At 75.5% G+C, this 15933-nt stretch carries 15 protein-coding genes; 10 read left to right on the top strand and 5 right to left on the bottom strand.

Going from position 1 to position 15933, the window contains the following annotated elements:
* Together ABT048_RS35740 and ABT048_RS35745 are read left to right on the top strand one after the other, a co-directional pair.
* A partial coding sequence (locus ABT048_RS35740; RefSeq protein ID WP_502894114.1) for a GNAT family N-acetyltransferase occupies positions 1-306 on the top strand: 306 nt, incomplete at its 5' end.
* A 5-nt stretch (positions 307-311) separates the two neighbouring features.
* Positions 312-1511: an MFS transporter gene (locus ABT048_RS35745; protein ID WP_350525778.1), complete on the top strand. Its 1200-nt coding sequence runs from the start codon at positions 312-314 to the stop codon at positions 1509-1511.
* 114 nt (positions 1512-1625) lie between these two features.
* Here the strand turns inward: ABT048_RS35745 and ABT048_RS35750 are convergent, their stop codons facing one another.
* Together ABT048_RS35750 and ABT048_RS35755 are read right to left on the bottom strand one after the other, a co-directional pair.
* A complete protein-coding gene (locus tag ABT048_RS35750) occupies positions 1626-2015 on the bottom strand; it encodes a MerR family transcriptional regulator (RefSeq protein ID WP_350525779.1) in 390 nt (129 codons plus the stop codon).
* Between the two features lie 17 nt (positions 2016-2032).
* Complete coding sequence (locus tag ABT048_RS35755; RefSeq protein ID WP_350525822.1) at positions 2033-3046, bottom strand: MDR family NADP-dependent oxidoreductase; 1014 nt, start codon at positions 3044-3046, stop codon at positions 2033-2035.
* A 193-nt stretch (positions 3047-3239) separates the two neighbouring features.
* Between ABT048_RS35755 and ABT048_RS35760 the strand changes: the two genes are divergently transcribed.
* Positions 3240-3980 carry a PIG-L deacetylase family protein gene (locus ABT048_RS35760; protein WP_350525780.1) on the top strand — a complete coding sequence of 247 codons (741 nt, stop codon included), beginning with the start codon at positions 3240-3242 and terminating at the stop codon, positions 3978-3980.
* On the opposite strand, the gene ABT048_RS35765 is transcribed toward ABT048_RS35760, so the two are convergent.
* The 3 genes from ABT048_RS35765 to ABT048_RS35775 form a co-directional block, all read right to left on the bottom strand.
* A complete protein-coding gene (locus ABT048_RS35765) occupies positions 3977-4813 on the bottom strand; it encodes a DedA family protein (RefSeq protein WP_350525781.1) in 837 nt (278 codons plus the stop codon). The two genes, ABT048_RS35760 and ABT048_RS35765, sit on opposite strands and share 4 nt — an antisense overlap.
* A 50-nt stretch (positions 4814-4863) precedes the next feature.
* Positions 4864-5058 (bottom strand): DUF1918 domain-containing protein, encoded by a 195-nt coding sequence (locus ABT048_RS35770; RefSeq protein ID WP_350525782.1) that lies wholly within the window; start codon positions 5056-5058, stop codon positions 4864-4866.
* A 121-nt stretch (positions 5059-5179) separates the two neighbouring features.
* Positions 5180-5932, bottom strand: coding sequence for a TetR family transcriptional regulator (locus ABT048_RS35775; RefSeq protein WP_350525783.1), 753 nt, complete (start codon positions 5930-5932; stop codon positions 5180-5182).
* Positions 5933-6364: 432 nt separating this feature from the next.
* On the opposite strand from ABT048_RS35775, the gene ABT048_RS35780 reads away from it, so the two are divergent.
* The 7 genes from ABT048_RS35780 to ABT048_RS35810 are packed head-to-tail and all read left to right on the top strand — an operon-like array spanning position 6365 to position 15884.
* Positions 6365-7162, top strand: a complete 798-nt coding sequence (locus ABT048_RS35780) for a phytanoyl-CoA dioxygenase family protein (RefSeq protein ID WP_350525784.1) — start codon at positions 6365-6367, stop codon at positions 7160-7162.
* An 11-nt stretch (positions 7163-7173) separates the two neighbouring features.
* Positions 7174-7758, top strand: a complete 585-nt coding sequence (locus tag ABT048_RS35785) for a DUF6309 family protein (RefSeq protein WP_350525785.1) — start codon at positions 7174-7176, stop codon at positions 7756-7758.
* Positions 7755-12233 (top strand): non-ribosomal peptide synthetase, encoded by a 4479-nt coding sequence (locus ABT048_RS35790; protein ID WP_350525786.1) that lies wholly within the window; start codon positions 7755-7757, stop codon positions 12231-12233. Before ABT048_RS35785 ends, ABT048_RS35790 begins: the two co-directional genes overlap by 4 nt.
* An 11-nt stretch (positions 12234-12244) precedes the next feature.
* Positions 12245-13525, top strand: a complete 1281-nt coding sequence (locus ABT048_RS35795; RefSeq protein WP_350525823.1) for an aspartate aminotransferase family protein — start codon at positions 12245-12247, stop codon at positions 13523-13525.
* Positions 13513-14376, top strand: a complete 864-nt coding sequence (locus tag ABT048_RS35800; protein ID WP_350525787.1) for a TauD/TfdA family dioxygenase — start codon at positions 13513-13515, stop codon at positions 14374-14376. Before ABT048_RS35795 ends, ABT048_RS35800 begins: the two co-directional genes overlap by 13 nt.
* On the top strand, positions 14364-15131 hold the full coding sequence (locus tag ABT048_RS35805) for an SDR family oxidoreductase (protein ID WP_350525788.1): 768 nt from the start codon (positions 14364-14366) through the stop codon (positions 15129-15131). The genes ABT048_RS35800 and ABT048_RS35805 overlap by 13 nt, the downstream gene beginning before the upstream one ends.
* Positions 15132-15134: 3 nt before the next feature.
* The gene (locus ABT048_RS35810) at positions 15135-15884 is read left to right on the top strand and encodes a class I SAM-dependent methyltransferase (RefSeq protein WP_350525789.1); all 750 of its coding nucleotides are present in this window, start codon (positions 15135-15137) and stop codon (positions 15882-15884) included.
* Positions 15885-15933: the final 49 nt, after the last annotated feature.

Here is a 15933-nt window from a genome sequence, read left to right on the forward strand (position 1 = left end):
GGCCACGCCCACCGCATGCTGCGCCACCTGGAGGCCACCGCCAGGGCGGCCGGCTACCGGACCCTCTCACTGGTCGCCGTCCGCGGCTCGCACGTGCTGTGGACCCCACTGGGCTACCGCGCCCGGCCCGAGACCGACCTGCCCGCAAGCTACGGCGACGAGGCCGTCTACATGACGATGAGCCTGACAACTCGTCAGGATCCGCTTCGGGTCACGGATTCCCGCCCGGTCCCGGTCCGGGCGCTGCCGCTGCCGCACTCCACCGACCCGATCCCCGGGCCCCGCCCCAGAGCCGAAGTGGGCTGATACGCATGTCCCCCGTTCGCGACGACTACCGCCGCTCCCAACTGGCCATCGGCGCACTGTTCTTCGTCCTCGGATTCCAGTACGCGACCTGGGTCTCCCGGGTGCCCGCGCTCAAGGCCGAGCTCGGCCTGGGCGAGGCCCGGATCGGCCTGCTGCTGATGACCTGCGGGATCGGTGCGGCGGTGTCCTTCCCCCTGGTGGCGGTGCTGATGCGGCGGCTCGGCTCCCGCCTGCTCTCGGTGCTGTCGGCGCTCGCCCTCGGCGTGATCCTGCTCGCCCTGTCGGTGGTGCCCGACTACCCCGTCACGCTGCTGGTGCTGTTCTGCGACGGTGTCGCGGTCGGCTGCCTGAACGTCGCCATGAACGCCCAGGGCGCCGCCCTGGAGGCCCGGTTCGAACGGGCCACCATGTCCCGGCTGCACGCCACGTTCAGCGCCGGCTCCCTCCTCGCCGCGCTGCTGGCCTCCGCCGTCAACGCCTTCACCGGCACCCTGGCCGTGCACTTCGGGCTGGCCGCCGCACTGCTCGCGGCCGTGGTCGCCGCCGCCCGGCCGGGCCTGCTGGCCGACGAGCCGCAGCAGACCGCCGCCGAGGAGGAGAAGAAGGACCGCCGCGGCTTCGTCCTGCCGGCCGTCGCGACGCTCTGGATGGGCCTCGCGATGGTGTTCGGCACCGTCACCGAGGGCGCCATGAACGACTGGTCGGCGCTCTACCTCAAGGACGTCGTGCACGCGGGCGCCGGCCTCGCCCCGCTGGGCATCGCCGTCGTCTCGGTGATGATGGTGTGCGCCCGGATCTTCGCCGACGGCTGGCGGACCCGCTTCGGCGACGGCCGCATCGTCCGCACCGGCAGCCTGCTGGCCGGCCTCGGCCTCGCCCTCGCCCTGCTGGTCGGCGGCGTGCTGCCGACCCTCCTCGGCTTCGCCTGCGTCGGCCTCGGCGTCGCGGCGGTCACCCCCTGCGTCTACGTCGCCGCCGCCCGCCGCGGCGCCGACGCGCTCTCCCTGGTCGCCGCCATGGGCACCACCGGCCTGCTCGCCGGCCCCGCCGTGATCGGCTTCGTCGCCGGCGCCACCAGCCTCGTCTGGGGCATGGCCGCCGTCGCCACCTCCGCCGCCCTCGTCTCCCTCTGCGCCACCCGCATCACCTGGCCGTCCACCGGCGCCCGGGACACCCCCACCCGGGAAGCACCCGCCACCACCTGACCCACCCCCACCCCCACCCCCAGCCCTCGCCCGGCACCTCGCGCCCTCCCCCGCGCAACGTGCCGGGCGAGCCCGATCCGCGCTCCGCCCCCGTCCACCCGAGAGCCCGCTCGCTCAGGCGGACGGGACGTCCGCGCCGTTGGTGGCGATGTGGTGGGCGAGCTTGGTGCGGAGGTCGGTGAGGCGGGCGATCTCTGCGTCGAGGGTGGCCAGGCGGGCGCGGACGACGGGGGCGTAGGTCTCCGGGCCCGGGTCGGCCGTGCAGCGGCGCGGCGGGTCCTCGGCGAGCAGGTCCAGCCGGTGCGGACGACTGGCCAGGTCGTCCACCGTCAGCCCCACGGCGAGGAGCCGGCGGATCACCCGGACCCGGGCGACCTCGGCCGGGCCGTACTCCCGCTGGCCGGAGGCGGACCGGGCGGGCGGGCGCAGCAGCCCGCGCTGTTCGTAGAAGCGCAGTGCCCTGGGGGTGGTGCCCGCCGCTGCCGCCGCGTCCCCGATCCGCATACCCGCCCCTCCCGTCGTCAGAGCTCCACGATGGTCGCCCCGAAGGTGTCCCCGGTGAACACCCGGGACAACGCCTGCGGGGCCCGATCGATGCCCGCGACCGGTGTCCACGGAAAGGTGAGTTCCCCGCTGCGCAACCAGGCACCGAGGCGTTCGCGCCACTCGGCCTCCAGGCCCGGGTGGTCGAGCAGGGTGAAGCCGCGCACGCTGAGGCCGAGGGTGACGATCCGGAAGCTGTCGACCACCGCGGGCGAGTTGCCGCCGGAGAGCCCCGGGTCGAGCTGCCCGGACACCGCGCCGACCACGGCGAACCGGGCGCCCCGCCGGGCCGCGTCCACCGCGGCGGTCAGCTGCTCACCGCCGACCAGGTCCAGGACGACGTCGAGCCCGTCCGGTGCCGCCTCGGCCAGGAGCTCGGCGAACGGCCGCTCGCCGGTCACCAGCACGGCGTCGTAGCCGAGTTCGGCGGTCAGCCGCTCCGCCTTGGCGGGTGAGCGGGTGGTGCCGATCACCCGCGCGGCGCCGAGCAGTCGGGCGACCTGCCCGGCCAGGGAGCCGACCGCGCCCGCCGCACCGGTCACCAGCACCACGTCGCCCGGGTGCACCTCGGCGCAGCGGGTCAGTCCGCCGTAGCCGGCCGAGGCGGCGGAGACCAGGGCGAGCGGGTCCGGGAAGTCCGGCGGGACCGGGGTGAAGCCGGCGGCGTCCGCCACCGCGTGGTCCCGCCACCCGTGCAGGTGGGTCACCAGGTCGCCCGGGCGCAGCGGCCCGTGCTCCGGCGCGGCGAGCACCTCCCCGAGGGCGGGCCCGAACAGCGCGTCCCCGGGCTCGACGTGGGGCACCAGCAGGCCGGTGCCGGCGCCGCTGATCACCGTGCGCAGCGCGGGGAAGACCAGGAAAGCCCGGTTGCGGACCAGCACCTGCCCGGGCCCGGGCTCCGGCAGCGGCTCCTCGGCCACGGTGAAGTCCTCGGGGGCGGGCAGCCCGCGCGGCCGGGTGGTCAGTCGGACGACTCGGGTGGTGGTGGGCAGGGGCACGGCAGCGCTCCTCGTGAGAAGGGGAAGCCCGTCGATGGGGCGCCCGGACGCTAACCCCTGACGCCTGCGTCAGGGGCAAGCGCAGCGGTCGATCAGGTGTCTGACGGTGTGTGAGGGGCGGAAGTCTTCTAGAGTCACCGGCGGTACGACCGTACGACCGTGAGCCGGACCGAGAGGGAAGAGCAGCATGACCGAGCAGGCCCCCGCGCCCTTCGAGCACGTGGACGAGGACTGGCAGACGGCGCTGGCGATCGTCGCCCACCCCGACGACATGGAGTACGGCGGCGCCGCGGCCGTCGCCCGCTGGACCTCGCAGGGCAAGAAGGTCGTCTACGTGATGGTCACCAGCGGCGAGGCGGGCATCGACTCGCTGGACCCCGCCGAGTGCGGGCCGCTGCGGGAGGCCGAGCAGCTCGCCTCGGCGCGCGTGGTCGGCGTGGACACCGTCGAGTTCCTCGGCCACCCGGACGGCGTGGTGGAGTACGGGCTGCCGCTGCGCCGGGACATCGCCCGCGCGGTGCGCCGGCACCGCCCGGACGTCGTGATCACCAGCAACTTCCGGGAGACCTACGGCGGGGTGTTCCTCAACCAGGCCGACCACATCGCGGTCGGCCGGGCGACCCTGGACGGCGTCCGGGACGCCGGGAACCGCTGGGTGTTCCGCGAACTGGTGGCGGAGGGCCACGAGCCGTGGAACGGCGTGCGGCAGATCTGGGCGGCGGCCTCGCCGGAGGCGAAGCACGCGGTGGACACCACCGACACCTTCGACCTGGGCGTGGCCTCGCTGGAGGAGCACAAGGCGTACCTGGCCGGGCTCGGCGGGCAGATGGCGGACGCCCGGGAGTTCCTGGAGGGCTTCGGCCGGGGCGCGGGCAGCCGGCTGGGGACGCGCTTCGCGGTGCCGTTCGAGGTGTTCCCGCTGAGCTAGTCGGACGGTTCGTCGGACTCGGGTCCGGGGCCGGCCGCGGAGTCGGTCCCGGAGTCGGTCGTGGAGTCGGTCGTGATACCGGCCGCGGAGTCGGTCGCGGAGTCGGTCGCGGTACCGGAGCCCGCTGCGGTTCCGGTGTCGGCCGTGGCCTCGGTGCCGTCCGGCGTCCCCGTGCCGGCCGCGCCCTCGGCGTCGGCGCCCTCGCGGCGCCGGCGCCGGTAGCGCAGCACCTGCCGCAGCAGGAGGGCGGCGACCAGCACCCCGAGGCCGATCGCGAACCAGAGCTGGTAGCGGATCGCCGTCCGGTACACCGCGCCGATGTTGGCGCCGGCCAGGTAGCCGAAGGTGCCCCAGACGGCCGTCCACAGCACCGCGCCGAGGATGTTGAACGGCAGGAACCGGCGCCAGGGCATCCCGGTGGTCCCGGCGATGATGCCGTTGGTCTGGCGCAGCACGTCCACGAAGCGGGCGACCGTGACGACCTTGCCGCCGTTGCGTTCGAAGAAGCCGTCCGCGCGCTCCATCCGGGCCGGGGTGAGCAGGACGTAGCGGCCCCACCGGTGGACGAAGGCGCGGCCGCCGGTGCGGCCGATCAGGTAACCGAGGCTGTTGCCGAGGGTGGCGGCGACCGCTGCGATCACCAGGACGGCGGCGAAGTCCAGGTGCCCGGCACCGGCGTACACCGAGGCGAGGACCAGGATGGTCTGCCCGGGCACCGGGATGCCGCAGTTGTCGAGCAGCACGAGCAGCGCCACCGCGAGGTACCCGTAGTGGTCCAGCAGTGGCGCGAGCCCGGCGAGTGCCCCGGGCAGCGGGGTGGTGGGGGCGGACACCGCTCCTCACCACCTCGCGCGGTCGGGGCGCGGGGTGGCAGGGGCGTCGGTCAGCGTCCCGCCTGACGCGTTTCGATGTTGCAGTCGGGGCCGGGGTAGATCAGACCCTCGTGGCCGTCCTCGAAGCGGACCATGTACGGCGGCTGGCCGTCGGCGCCGCGCACCTCGATGATCTCGCCCTTCTGGTCCACCATGCCCACCGACCTGCTGTGGATGTGGAGCTGGTCACCTACCGCTGCGTGCATGGTCTGCTCCTCGGGTCGTGGAGGCCGCCTCCGCGGCCGTTCCGCTATCCACTGTGCTGCGGGGGCGGCGGGCTCGCAACGCCTCGGGCGGACGGGACGCGGGGGAACCCCGGGCCGGGCGTCAGCGGGCGGGCAGCTGTTGCACGAGGTAGCCGCGGACCAACCGCTTGCACTCGGCGATCAGTGTGGGATCACCGTCCGGGTCCCCGCGGAAGGCCAGTTTGAGCACCGCGTCGGCCGCCTCCAGGGCGACCCGCAGGGTCAGTGTGGTGGCCGCCGGGTCGCCGGCCCGGAAGAGTTCGCCGCCGAGTGCCTGCAGGCGCAGGGCGACGGCGGTGTTGTTGTCCACGCCCGTGTCCAGCAGGTGCCGGTCGTCGCGGACCCCGGCGGGGACGACGGGCCCGGCCAGGCCGAAGTCGACCTGGCCGAAACCGGGCACCGTGCGCTTCATCGCCACGAACTCCTCCACCGCGAGATCGGTGAAGACCGCCGGATCGACCGGGGCCGCGGCGGTCAGCCGGGCGTCGAGGCGCTGGAGGTAGCGGTCGAGGTTGCGGCCGGCGAGCGCGGCCAGCAGGTCCTCCTTGCCGGCGAAGAACTGGTAGAGGGTGCCGATCGGCACTTGCGCGCGGTGGGCGACCTCCTTGGTGGTGAGCGCGGTCGCCCCGACCTCGTCCAGCAGCCCGGCGCAGGCGTCCAGGATGCGGCCGTACCGCTCCTGGCTGCGCTGCTGGACCGGGCGCCGCCGGGCCGACGGGGCCGTCCGTCCCGCCGGCTCGTGACGCCGGGTGCCCACGAACGCACCCGCCTCGCTGCCCTCGGCGGCCGCGTCGCGCAACGCGCACCGTTCGATTGGCTCGCTCCGCTCGCTCATGGGCTCACTCTGCCGCATTCGCCGTGGTGGCGGCGAATCACCGGGGCCGGAGCGGCCCGGAGTGCTCCGTGGGGGAGGAATCGACTGGTGGCCGGAGCTGAACGGCACGGTGGCGGGAAGGTGTCCACGAGTTGGCTTTGGTCTTGTCGTGGACGCGAAGACCGGTTCATACTCCTGGGGCGGACTACCTTGTGTGATCGGCCCGTGTCTCTTCGTGGTGATCGCGATTCGGTCGTGGCCGCCGTGACGACCGCGGCCGCCGTGACGGCCGTGGCGGCCAGGGCGACTGTGGCGACCGTGACGACTGTGACGGCCGTGACGGCCGTGACGGGCGTTCCGCCGGCGCCGCAGGTCCGGATCACCCCGCGTGCCGCCTGACTCGTGCCACGTCCCGTTGCTCGTCCCGTCGAACGGAAGGAGGGGGTCGGCCCGGTGACGCTGTCCCAGGGAGGGCGTGAGGCCCTCGACACCGCGAACCGCCGGCAGTTCCTGGAGTCCGGGTACCTGGTCCTGCCCGGCCTGCTGCCGGAAGCACTGCGCGAACGACTCGTCCCCGAGGTGGACCGGTGGGTGGACGAGGGGCTGCGGGCCCGCTCCATCGCGGCCTGCGCGGACCCCGCCCGGAACGGCCCGCCCCCGCTGCTGGAACTGGAGTTGCCGGCGCACGGCGAACTCCTCACCCACCCGCCGTTGTTGGGCGCCCTGACCCGCCTGCTCGGGCCGTCCTTCGTCTTCCACCACCTGCACAGCGACCGCCAGGCCCCGGACATCCCCGGCAAGCCCTGGCACCACGACTGCGAGCCCAACGACCGCGCCGACCCGTCGCTGCTGATGGTCCACGCGCTGCACTACCTCGGCGGCCTGGACGAGAAGGTCGGCAGCCTGGCCGTGCTGCCCGGCTCGCACCGCGGCACCGCCGACAGGTCCGCCTTCGCCCACCGCGGCACCGCGGAACTGCCCGGCGAGGTGGTCATCGACCGGCTGCCGCCCGGCTCGACCGTGCTGCTCAACTCGGCGCTGTTCCACACCCGCAGGCCGGCGCCCGACGGGCCGGGCCGGAACCGGTACTTCATCGACGCCTCCTACTGCCAGGTGGGCGCGCGCTGGCGCCCGGTGAAGCCGTACTGGCGGCAGATGCTCGCCCGCGCCCGAGAACTGGACCTGGCCGACGGCCAGTGGCCCGAGCTGTTCGCGGAACGGCACTTCACCGAGTACACCGGAACCGTCTGAGGAGCCCTGCCGTGAAGATCGTCACCGCCGTCGCCTACTCCGAGGTCCACGACGCCTACCTGCGGGACCACCCGGTGGAGCGGGCCCACGAGGCGAACAGCAACGTGTACGGGGAGGAGAACCTCGAACGCGCCGACCGCATGCCCGGCGGCTGGTGGCGCGTCCGGCTGTCACGGGCGGACGTCCTGGGCGTCGTGCTGCCCTGGCACCTCAGTGAGGGCGGGGAGCTCGAACTGGTACCGCGCACCGGGCTGACGGTGGGGGAGGCGGCCGCCCGGGTCCGCTCCGGCGGGGCCGCCTGGACGGCCGCCAACCCGGTCTGCGCGGCCAAGCTGAAGCTGCTGCGGCGGGCCCCGTTCACGCCGCTGTTCCTCAGTAGCGCGCCGGTCGACCACTCCGACTACGGGGAGCTGTCCGCCCGGGCCGGACTGATCCACCTCGACGGCCTGCACCGCATGCTGGCCTGGGAGTTGGCCGGTCGGCTGCCCGCCCGGGCGGTGCTGGACGGGTACCTGGTGGGCGACGCCGGGCTGCCGGGCGGGCGGCTGCCGGCCCGGGGGGCCCGGGCGGGCCGGGCGGGGGACGAGTCGGCGTGAGCCCCGCGACGCAGCACGCCCGCTCCGCACCGTCCGCCTGCGCCGCCCGCTCCCTGCCCGCGCTGCTCGCCCGCCTCGCCCGGGCCCACCCAGGCCGGCCGGCGCTGAGCGATGGCGTGCGCAGCGTCGACTACCGCACGCTGGACGCGGCGGCCGGCCGGATCGCCGCCCGGCTGGCCGCCGCCGGCACCGGGCGCGGGGACCGGGTCGCCCTGGTCGGGCCCCGGGACGCCCGGATGCTGGTGCTGCTGCACGGGGTGCTGCGCTCGGGCGCGGCGGCCGTGCTGGCCGACCCGGACTGGTCGCCGGCCGACCTCGCCCGGCGGCTCGCCGCCGTACGGGTGGCCCGGGTCCTCGCCACGGAGGGCGGGCTCGGCGGGGAGGTGCTGGACGTCGAGGCGCTGCCCGAGCGGCCGGTACCCCGACCCCGGGACGGGCGGGAGGACCGGGATGACCGGGAGAGCCGGGACGGCCGGGACGGCCAGGGGGACGGGGAGACCAGGGACGAGGTGCTGCCCGAGGACGTCGCCTACCTGTCCTTCACCTCCGGGTCGAGCGGCGAGCCCAAGGCCGTCGCCGTCACCCACGCCAACGCCGTGCACTACGCGCAGGCGCTGGCCGGACGGCTCGCCCTCACCGAGGCCGACGCGCCGTGCACCGCGCACGTCACCACGCTGGCCGCGGACCTCGGCCACACCGCCTGGCTGCTCGCCCTCGCCACCGGCGGCTCGGTGCACGTCGTCCCGGACCGCGAGGTGCGCGACCCGGACGCCTTCTGGGCCTCGCTGCGGCGCGCCGGGGTGACCGTGCTGAAGACCACCCCCTCGCACCTGACCGCCCTGCTGGAGGGCCGCCCGGCGGACGCGCCGCCGCTGCAAACCGTGCTGCTCGGCGGCGAGCCGCTGCCCCGGCCGCTCGCCGCCGCCCTGCTCGACGGCGGCACCACCGCCCGGCTGGCCAACCACTACGGGCCGACCGAGACCACCGTCGGCGCCACCTGCCTGCTCGCCACCGACGCCCGCCAACTCCCCGCGGAGGAGCCGACCGTACCGATCGGCACCCCGATCGGCGAGGTGCTGCTCACCGTGGTGGACGGCGCCGGGCGGGCGGTGCCCGACGGCACGGCGGGGGAACTGCTGATCGGCGGGCGCGGCGTCACCGCCGGGTACTTCGGGCGCCCGGTCGAGACGGCCCGCGGCTTCGTCCACCGCGACGGCCGGCTGATGTACCGCACCGGTGACCTGTGCCGGCGGCGGGCGGACGGGAACCTGGTCTTCCTGGGCCGGGTGGACCGCCAGGTGAAGGTGCGCGGCTACCGGGTGGACCTCGCCGAGGTCGAGCGCGCCATGGACGGCTACCCGGGCGTCGTCCGCTCGGCGGCGCTGCTCCGGGAGACCGCCGTCGGCAGTCAACTGCTCGGCGCGGTACGGCTGTCGGGCGGTATCGAGGCGGTCGACGGCCTCGACGCGTACCTGCGGGACCGCCTGCCGGGCTACTCGGTGCCCCAGCCGCTCCTGGTGCTGCCGGACTTCCCGGTGGGGCCGAACGGCAAGCTCGACCGCCGACGGCTGGGCGAGCTGGTGGCCGAACTGGTCGAGGCCCGGGCGCAGTCCCCGGGTGACACATCGGCCGGCCGGCACGGCCTGGCCGGGGAGATCGCCCGGTTCTGGGCCGGCGCGCTCGGACTGCCCGCGGTCGGTCCGCGGGCCGACGTGCTGGGCCTCGGCGGGGACTCCATCCTCGCCATGCGCACCGTCGCGTTCCTGCGGCGCTCGGGCCTGCGGGTCGCCTACGAGGACTACTACCGGCACCCGACGGCGGAGGGCCTGGCGGCCGCCGCCGTCCCGGCCGCACCGTCCCTCCCGGGTCCGCTCGCCGGTGCCGACGCCGGTAGCGGTAGCGGTAGCGGCATCGGCACCGACGCCGACGCCGATGTCGTTCGACTCGCCCCGGCGCAGCGCTGGTTGTACCGGCAGCGGACCCTGCAGGACGTGCGGCACTGGAACCAGTCCGTGCTGCTGCGCTGTCGCACCGCCGTGGACCCGGTGGCGCTCACGGCGGCCGTCGCGGCCGTCCTGGAACGCCACCCGGCGCTGCGCCGGCCGGTCTCCCCGGGCGGTTGCGGCGCACCCCGGCCGGTGCCCGAACTCGACCCGGTCTCCTACTCCCGGATCCCGCGCGCGGCCGGCCCGATCGCCGACACGATCGCCGGGGTCTGCACCGAACTCCACCGCAGCCTCGACCCGTTGGCCGGCCGGCTGCTGCGCGTCCACCTGTTCTCGGGCCCGCCCGGGACGGACGACCGGCTCGCGCTGATCGCGCACCACCTGGTGGTCGACGGGCTGTCCTGGCGGATCCTGCTCGACGACCTCGCGCACGCGTACCGGGCGGTGCTGGACCAGAAGCCGGCCGAGCTGCCGCCGACGGCGGACTTCTACGCCTGGGCGGCGGCCGCCCCGGCGGCGCCGGCCGAGCCCGGGGCTGCGGCTGCCGGAGTTCGGACCGCGCCCGTCGCGCCCGCCGTCGGGGCTCCTGCGCCGCCCGTGACCCGGCCCGGCGCGCTCAGTTGGGCGCTCGACGCGGACGCCACCGCCCGGCTGGTCGGCCGGTACGGCGGCGGGGCCGGGCTGGAGGCCATGCTGCTCGCCGCCTTCGCCGGAGCCGTCACCGGCTGGAGCGGCCGTCCCGGGTTCGCCGTCGAGGTCGAGACCCACGGCCGGGACGCCGCCGGCGATCCGGGTGAGTTCCTGGACACCGTCGGCTGGTTCACCGCCGTCAAGCACGTCGAGCTGCCGGCCGGGGCGGATCCGCAGACGGTGGCGCGGCGGCTGCGCGAGGCGCCCGTCCGACCGATGGACGCGCCCGGGGACGCGCCGGGGGATGCGCGGGGGGATGCGCCGGGGGAGCGGCCCGCCGCCGGGTTCAACTTCCTCGGGACCTTCCGGCTGCCCGAGGAGCCCGCCCTGGACTGGACGGTCGCCGAGGAGCAGGCCGGTACGGCCCGCTGCGCCGGGGGCGACCCGCTGTACGAACTGCGGCTCACCGCGCGGATCGTGGAGCAGCGGCTGGTCACCGACCTGGTGTACGGGTGGCCGGCGCTGTCGCACCACGCCGCCGAGCGGATCACCGGCGCGTTCGCCGAGGCCGTGGCCACCGAGGCGGGCGTCGGGACGACGCGGGCCGGGACGGTGCGAGCGCGGCCCGTCCGCGCCCCGCTCTCCACCTCCGGCCAGCTGCTGCACCCGGGTGTCCCGCCGACCGCCCGGGCGACGGTGCGCGAACCCGCCCGGGTGCTGCTCACCGGCGCCACCGGCTACCTCGGGCGGCACCTGCTGGACGCCTTCCTCCGCCGCGGCGCCGACGTCACCTGCCTGGTGCGGGCCGCCGACGACGCCGGGGCCCTGGACCGGCTGGGCCACGGCGCGTTCCGTGCGGTCCACGCCGTCGCCGGGGACGTCGACCGGGAGGGCCTCGGCCTCTCCCCGGCCGGGCTGGAGCGGGCCAGGGACGCACGGATCGTCGTGCACGCGGCGGCGGACGTCCGGCTGGTGGCCTCGCCGGACGAGCTGGAGCGCACCAACCACACGGCGGTGCGCCGCCTGCTCGACTGGGTCGGGGAGCACGCCCCGGCCGCCGGTGTCCACCACGTCTCCACGCTCGCCGTCTCCGGCGGCGTGGACGGCCCGCCGCGTCGCTTCAGTGAGGCGGACCTCGGGATCGGGCAGCACTTCCGCACCCCGTACGAGCGGACCAAGTACCGCGCGGAGCAGGCCGTCCGGGCCTGGGCCGCCGGCGGGCACGCCGCCTACCTGCACCGCAGCGGCCACATCGCGGCGCACAGCCGGACCGGCGCGTTCCAGGCCAACACCGGCGACAACCGGATCTACCAGCTGATCCGCGGCTACCTGCTGGCGGGCGCCGCCCCCAGCCGGCCGGACACCGCGTTCGCGTTCTCGCACGTGGACACGGTGGCCGCCGGGATCGCCGCGATCGCCCTCGACCCGCACGCCGCGCCGGGCGCCTACCACGTCGAATCGCCGTACGAGGTCCCGCACGACGAACTCGTCGGCTGGCTCGCCGGGCAGGGCCGCCGGGTGCGGCTCACCGACGAGGAGACCTTCGCGGCCGCGATCGCCGAGGCCGAGCGGCGGCACCCGACGGCCGCCCGGCTGGCCGCGGCCTGGGCACAGCAGGAGGAGCGCAACGTCCGGGTGGACAGCGGGTACACCGCGGCCGTGCTGGACCGGCTGGGCGTGCGCTTCACCGCCCCGACCCCGCAGTGGTGGGCGGCCGCGCTGGCCTGGGCCGCCGAGGCCGGTTTCCTGCCGCCCGCCGACCTGTCCCGACCCGCCGACCCGTCCCGACCCGCCGACTCGGCCCGACCCGCCCCCGAAGGGCCCCGAAGCCCGCGAAGTCCCCGAGATCCCCGAAGCCCCCGAGGTACCGAAGCTTCCGAAGGCAGGACTCACCCGTGAAGGCAGGCCCCGTGTCCCAGCTCTCCCCGGTGCTCAAGCAGGCCACCCCGGTCGTCGCCGTGCGCGGCGAGGGCCTCCACCTCTACGACGCCGAGGGCCGCCGGTACCTCGACTTCACCTCCGGCGTGGGGGTGACCAGCACCGGCCACTGCCACCCGAGGGTGGTGGAGGCCGTCCGCGAGCAGGCCGGCCGGCTGATCCACGGCCAGTACACCACCGTGCTGCACGACCGGCTGCTGACCCTCACCGAGCGGCTCGGCGAGGTGCTGCCGCCCGGCCTGGACTCGCTGTTCTACGCCACGGCCGGCACCGAGGCGGTGGAGGCGGCGCTGCGGCTCGCCCGGCACGCCACCGGACGGCAGAACGTCATCGTCTTCGAGGGGTCCTTCCACGGCCGCACGATGGGCGCGGCCTCGCTCACCACGGCCGGCACCCGGTTCCGGGCGGGCATCGGCCCGCTGGTGCCCGGGGTCGCGGTGGCGCCCTTCCCGGCGGCCTTCCGCCTCGGCCTGTCCGAGGAGGAGGCGGTGCGGTACGCGCTGCGCGGACTGGACGAGGTGTTGGCCACCGTGTCCGCGCCCGCCGAGACGGCGGCGATGTTCGTCGAGCCGGTGCTCGGCGAGGGCGGCTACGTCCCCGCCCCGCCCGGCTTCCTCGCGGGGCTGCGCGAGCGCGCCGACCGGCACGGCATCCTGCTGGTGGTGGACGAGGTGCAGACCGGCTTCGGCCGCACCGGCCGGTTCTGGGCCCACGGGTACGAGGTGGGCGTCCGCCCCGATGTGCTGGTCACCGCCAAGGGCCTGGCCAGCGGCTTCCCGCTGTCCGCGATCGCGGCGCCCGCCGCGCTGATGGGCCGTGCCTGGCCGGGCTCGCAGGGCGGCACGTACGGCGGGAACCCGGTGGCCTGCGCGGCCGCCCTGGCGACCCTGGACGTGCTGCACGAGGAACGGCTGGTCGAGAACGCGGCCGCGCAGGGCGCGCGACTGCTGGCCGGGCTGCGGAGGGTCGCCGCCGAGGCGCCCGGGATCGCCGACGTCCGGGGGCTCGGGCTGATGGCCGCGAGCGAGTTCTGCCACCCGGACGGCGCGCCGGACCCGGAGGCCGCCCGGCGCGCCCAACAGGCCGCCGCCGAGCACGGGTTGCTGCTGTTGCTCTGCGGGATCCACCTCAACGTGGTCCGGATGATCCCCGCGCTGGTGGTCACGGCCGGGCAGATCGACGAGGCGCTGGAGCTCTGGGCGAAGGCCGTCGTGGCCGGACGCCGACAGGAAGGGGAACCATGGACGCGGTGACGGAAATCGGCTGGAGCAGCCTGGAGTTGGAGGCCCGGCGGGAGCTCTGGTCGCTCCCGCTGGGCGAGGAGGAGCGGCGGCTGCTGTGGGCCGACGCGCGGGCCGGGCGGTGGGGTGCGGCGGAGCCGGTGCGCGCCCGGCTGCGGGACTTCGTCCGGGACGCCGTCGCCTCCGTCGGCGTGACCCACGTCAGCGGCCTGGTGGACCCGGCACGCCCGGAGAAGGAGATCACCGGGGTGCTCTCCTTCCTGCTGCGGGACTACGGCCGGATCGTCCCGCAGAACGGGCGCGGCGACCTCACCTCGGTGCTGCGCGACCAGGACGGCGACGGCAACACCGAACTCGGCTTCCACTGCGACACCTGTGACCTCCTCATCCTGCTCTGCCTGCGTCCCGCCTTCGACGGCGGCGGGTTGACCAAGCTGGCGAGCGCACGGCACGTCCACGACCTGATCGAGCGGGAGCGCCCGGACGCGCTGGCCACGCTCTGCGAGGACTGGACCTTCGACCGGACCGGCCGGGCGGGCCCGCAGCTGGTGGTCACCCCGATCCTCTACCACCGGAAGGAGGGGACGGTCGGCTGCTACTACCAGACCCGCACCGTCCGCTCCTCCCCGGACCGCGGCGGGCCGGAGTTGACGGACCGTCAGTGGGAGGCGCTGGGCGTGCTGGACGAGGTGCTGTACCGGCCGGAGATCGCCTTCGGCCTGCCGATGGCCGCCGGTGACCTGCTGATCATCCGCAACAGCCGTGTGCTGCACGGGCGTTCGCCGTTCGTCGACGAACCCGGCCGGTACGCCCGGAGGATGCTGAGGATCTGGGTGAACGAGGGGGAGGAATGGGCGCGTTGACCGCACCGCACGGCCGGGTGGCGATCGTCACCGGCGGCGGCAGCGGGCTCGGCCGGGCCTCGGCGCTGGCCCTGCTGGAGGCCGGCTGGACCGTCGCGGTGGCCGGGCGGCGCAAGGACGCCCTGGAGGAGACCGCCGCCCTGGCCGGCGAGGCCGCCGCCCGGGTGCTGCCCGTCCCGACCGACATCCGTAGCCCCGCGGAGGTCGCCCGGCTCTTCGACACCGTCCGGGACCGGTACGGCCGGCTGGACCTGCTGTTCAACAACGCGGGCGCCGCCGCCCCGCGTCGGCCGATCACCGAGACCCCGTTCGAGGACTGGAACCGGGTGCTGGACACCATCGTCACCGGCGGTTTCCTCTGTGCGCGCGAGGCCTTCCGGGTGATGAGCACCCAGTCCCCGCAGGGCGGGCGGATCATCAACAACGGCGCGCCCTCGGCCCACGTGCCGCGTCCCAACTCCATCGCGTACACGGCCGCCAAGCACGCCGTCCTCGGCCTCACGAAGGTGCTCGCCCTGGACGGCCGCCCGTACGGCATCTCCTGCGGTCAGATCGACGTCGGCAACGTCAGCCCCGTCGACGGCGGGCCGCAGCCGGCCGCGCTGCAGGCCGACGGGACGACGGCCGTCGAGGCGACCATCCCGGTGGACCGCTTCACCGAGGCGCTGGTCCTGATGGCCTCCCAGCCGCCGGACACCACCATCCAGTCCCTGGTCGTGCTGCCGGCCACCATGCCGTTCGTCGGGAGGGGGTGAGCCGTGCTGGTCAGCGCGCGGTCCTTCGACGAGTACCGGGCGATGTTCGCGCTCACCGACCACGACCTGGAGCAGCGCATCCTGGACTGCCCGGCCGGCGCGGCGAGCTTCGTCGCCGGCGCCGGCCGGCGGGGCGTCGACGCCGTCGCGGTGGACCGCCAGTACGCCCACCACCGCGAGGAGTTGGGCCTGCTGGTGGAGCGGGAGACCGGCTTCAAGCGGGACCTGCTGGCCGAGGAGACGGCCGGCTGTGTGTGGTCGTGGTACGCCGACGTGGACGACCTGGTCGCCCAGTGGATCGCCAACGCCCGGGAGTTCCGGGCCGACATCGGCGCCCGCCCGGACCGCTACGTTGCCGGCTCACTGCCCGAACTCCCCTTCGGGGACGACGCGTTCGACCTGGTACTCAGCTCGCACCTGCTGTTCGCGTACGGCAACCGGCTGGACGAGGAGTTCCACCGGGCGGCCCTGCTGGAACTCGCGCGGGTGGCGCGCCGGGAGGTCCGGCTGTTCCCGTTGGTGGTGTACGACACCGGAGTGCGCTACCCGCGATTGGCGGCGCTGCGGCGGGAGCTGGCGGCCCTCGGGGTGCCGAGCCGGGTGGAGCGGGTGGCGTACGAGTTCCGGCCGGGGAACGACGAGATGCTGGTGCTCTCCTCCGGCGGCTACCGGGCTCCGGCACGGCCGCCGCGGTCGGTCGCCGCCGAGGACCGGGTGCGGTGGCGACACCGGGAGGGACCGGCCGGGCCCTGAACGCCGGAGGCCGGTCGGGGCGACGTGGTGTCGCTCCGACCGGCCTCCG

The sequence above is a fragment of the Kitasatospora sp. NPDC096140 genome (assembly GCF_040303045.1).
In the GTDB taxonomy this organism is placed as follows: domain Bacteria; phylum Actinomycetota; class Actinomycetes; order Streptomycetales; family Streptomycetaceae; genus Kitasatospora.